The organism is Paraburkholderia sp. (genome assembly GCF_034668105.1).
Lineage (GTDB): Bacteria > Pseudomonadota > Gammaproteobacteria > Burkholderiales > Burkholderiaceae > Paraburkholderia.
Genome location: NZ_JAXDPY010000262.1, coordinates 1 through 3,413, shown reverse-complemented (window position 1 = coordinate 3,413; position 3,413 = coordinate 1). Strand labels below are relative to the sequence as shown.

Below are 3,413 nucleotides of genomic sequence, written 5' to 3'. Positions count from 1 at the left end.
TCGGTCTCGGTCTCGATCTCGGTCTCGATCTCGGTCTCGGTCTCGGACTCGGTCTCGGACTCGGTCTCGCGATCGCGATTGTGATTGGGATTGGGATCGAGTTCTCTCACGGTTGTTGGGGGGGCATTTGGGCGAGGTCGGCCGAAGGGTTGCAAATGCGTTCAAACGAAGCGCAATGTTTCTGATGAGCCGTTCCGGCGAACACGCAGTGCGAGGCGGGAAGTATGAGCGCCTTGTCACTCACGTCGAATGTGCGGGGACACGGATTCCAGATGGACCACTACCGTAACTGTGCGGGGGACCCGCTTATGAGCTAGCGGGGTGAGCGGCTTTCTTTGCTTATCTTTCTTTGCCGCGGCAAAGAAAGTAAGTGCCGCCCCGCACAGGGGCAACGCTAATAGACCAATATCAATTCAAAGAAAGGCCAACACCGTAGGCAATCAGACGAAACAAGCGCCGAACGGGCAAACAAAATCCAGCGAACTGCAACGCAGTAGGCAAAAACACCTCCAAAAAGTCAAATCTACATACAAGAGAAAACCCCCTCCCGCCCGGCAAGGCAGTGAAACCAAACCAACCCCGCGCCAACCCCCACCGCCAGCGGCAAAAAAAAACCAACCCACAGGCACACCCCTTGCTGAAACCTCGCGCTAGCGAACTCCAACCGCACTGTCCAAGTGCAAAAAAAAACCGATCCCTTGGGGGCCATCTTGTCGCTCAACGTTCTTCTTGTCGCTTCCGAAGCCTTGCCCCTCGCGAAATCTGGCGGCCTCGGCGACATGGTCAGTGCCTACGCCGCCGCCCTGCGCGAAGCCGGCGTCGACGTATCGATCCTGATGCCCGCGTACCCTGCCGCCCTCGAACGCGCCGTCGGCGTCACGCCCGTGGCCCGCATGACCGGCCTCCCCGGCGGCGACGCCAAACTGCTCCGAGCCCAGATGCCCGACACCGGCATTCCCGTGCTGCTGCTGCAGATGGACCACCTGTTCGCGCGCGAAGGCCTCTACCGCGATCCACAAGGACGCGACTACCTCGACAATCTCACGCGCTTCGCATCGCTCGCGGCAGCAGCCACCCGCATCGCGCGCGGCGTGCGCGGCGTGAAGCGCCCCGACATCGTGCACGCGCACGATTGGCATGCAGGACTCACGCCGCTGTATATGCGCCTCGCGGGCGTCGCCGCAGCAAGCGTCTTCACGATTCACAACCTGGCATTTCAAGGCAACCACCCGCTCGCGATGGGCGGCTGGATCGGCGTGCCGCCCGAGTTGCTGGCGCCGGCACTATCCGATGAACGCAGTATCGAGTTCTACGGCTCGCTCAGCATGATGAAAGCCGGCATCGTGCACGCCGATCGCGTCACCACCGTCAGCCAGCGCTACGCACGCGAGATTCTGACGCCGTGCTTCGGCCACGGCATGGAAGGCGTTCTGCAAGCGCAAGCCGGCAAGCTCTCGGGCATCGTCAACGGCATCGACACAACAAGCTGGAATCCGGCATCCGATCCGCTCATCGCACGCCCCTATTCCGTCGACGACACCGCGGGCAAGCAGGCCTGCAAGCGCGAACTCCAGCAGGCCTTCAGCCTGACGCGCGATCCGTTCGCGCCGCTGGTCGCCATCGGCAGCCGTCTGACCGAGCAGAAACTCGCGGATGTCGTGGTGCGCGCGCTGCCCGGGCTGCTCGAACGGCATCCGCGTCTGCAATTTGCGATTCTCGGTCAAGGCGAGCACGAACTCGAACAGGCACTCGTGGCACTCGCGGCCGCGTCGCCCGGACGGGTGGGCGTGCAGATCGGCTACGACGAGCGACGCGCGCACATGTTGCATGCGGGTGCGGACATTCTGTTGCACGGTAGCCGCTTCGAGCCGTGCGGACTCACGCAACTCTATGCAATGCGCTACGGCACGATTCCGGTGGCGTCGCGCGTGGGCGGCCTCGCCGATACGATCATCGACTATGCGCCGCACGAACGCCGGGGCATCGATCTCGCGACCGGTTTCCTGTTCGACGGCGAGAGCGCGGATGACGTCATCTACGCGATCGGACGCGCATTGGACACGTTCATGCAACCGTCGTCATGGCATGCGTTGCAACGTAACGCCATGAGCCGTGACTTCGGCTGGGCAGCATCGACGTCGAACTATCTCGCGCTCTACGCGGATCTGGTCGACGCGCGGCCGGTCCTGCACGATGCTCGCGTTCGCAAGACGCCGTCCCGGGCACGCCCGGCAGTTTCCGCCGCAACGCGCAGAGTACGTCCGGATGAAAGCTTTAACGCAGGCGTGGGGGAGATCGCGCGAAGTGCCTAGTGTTCTTTCTGGCAGCTTCATTTGGGCATCGACCGTGACGAGGCCGCGCGCATCCGGCAACCGTTCTTTGCGTGGATCGCGGACCCGCCAACGGCTGCACGACCGATCGATCCGCTAACGCGGTTGACCGCACGCGAATGGTTGCCATGCTGCCCCCTCTTCATGCGGGTCATATGCCGTCCGTGGAATCGCCGATGCAGTCATCCCCGTTCTCCGAGTCGCTCATCTGGTTAGCCTGGGTCAACGCGTTCGAAGATCGCAACAGCGATTGGATCATTTTGCAGAACGCTGCGTGGGTGTGAAAAACTTCCAGCCTCAAGTTGAAGGTCTGCGGCGTGATTCGACCGTCAGCGCTTTTTACTCTCGTGAAGCCATCGGCGCTCCACAGTTCCGAGCTCACGCCGTGATGGACGAAGAACAAGCCATCGGAATCGTATTGACGCTTCACGGCCGCCAGCCGCGCATGGTTGCTGCCCCAGTTCGCATGCTGCCAGTCACCTTCGAAGAAATTGCTCTCCGATAAGTACGTCCCCGCATTGGGAACGACGGCACGCAAGGCCTGTGTCGCCTGGGCGATTCTTTCGGCGTACCGGTCCCCCTTTGCCTGGTCCGGTTCGTGGCCCGTCATGCCGGGAAAAGCCGGCGCGCCCTCGCCGGCAATGATGGCGAGCGCGAAAGCGTCGAGTACCGCCGGGTTCATCGGCGTGTCGCTGGTCGCGCTCAGTGCCTCGGCGGGAGCGCCAGCCAGCCCTTTGTTGCCGCATCTCGCGCGCTATATTCGCGGGTTGCGCGCGCGGCCCTCGTTCATCGAACTGAACGCGCGAGAGGGACTCACCGAATGGCGTAACGAGGACGATTGATGCGCGCTCAACCAATCCGCCGCCAACGCCGGTAAGCGAGACCACCACGCCCTGAAAGCCGTCAGTCAGTCAGTTCGCTCGCGTGCCGACGACCACAATGCCGCGTGACAGTCCGCTCACGTTGTCGACCGCCTGGGCCGCTGCGTACAGTTGCGTGAGCGGCACCCACACCGCCGGATACTTGTAGCGCGCCACATCGAGAAGCAGCGCGCTATCGCTTGCGGCATCGTAGGCGGCAAGC

At 62.8% G+C, this 3,413-nt stretch carries 3 protein-coding genes; 1 reads left to right on the top strand and 2 read right to left on the bottom strand.

The genetic code is table 11. The annotated features are described in order from the left end of the window. Window positions 1–710: 710 nt before the first annotated feature. Window positions 711–2,312 (top strand): glycogen synthase GlgA, encoded by a 1,602-nt coding sequence (glgA, locus tag QOC89_RS12280; RefSeq protein ID WP_323045257.1) that lies wholly within the window; start codon window positions 711–713, stop codon window positions 2,310–2,312. Between the two features lie 169 nt (window positions 2,313–2,481). Here the strand turns inward: glgA and QOC89_RS12275 are convergent, their stop codons facing one another. Further along, a complete protein-coding gene (locus QOC89_RS12275) occupies window positions 2,482–3,012 on the bottom strand; it encodes a BBE domain-containing protein (protein ID WP_323045256.1) in 531 nt (176 codons plus the stop codon). A 229-nt stretch (window positions 3,013–3,241) separates the two neighbouring features. Further along, window positions 3,242–3,413, bottom strand: a 172-nt coding sequence (locus QOC89_RS12270) for a phytochelatin synthase family protein (RefSeq protein WP_323045258.1), incomplete at its 5' end; no start/stop codon positions are given.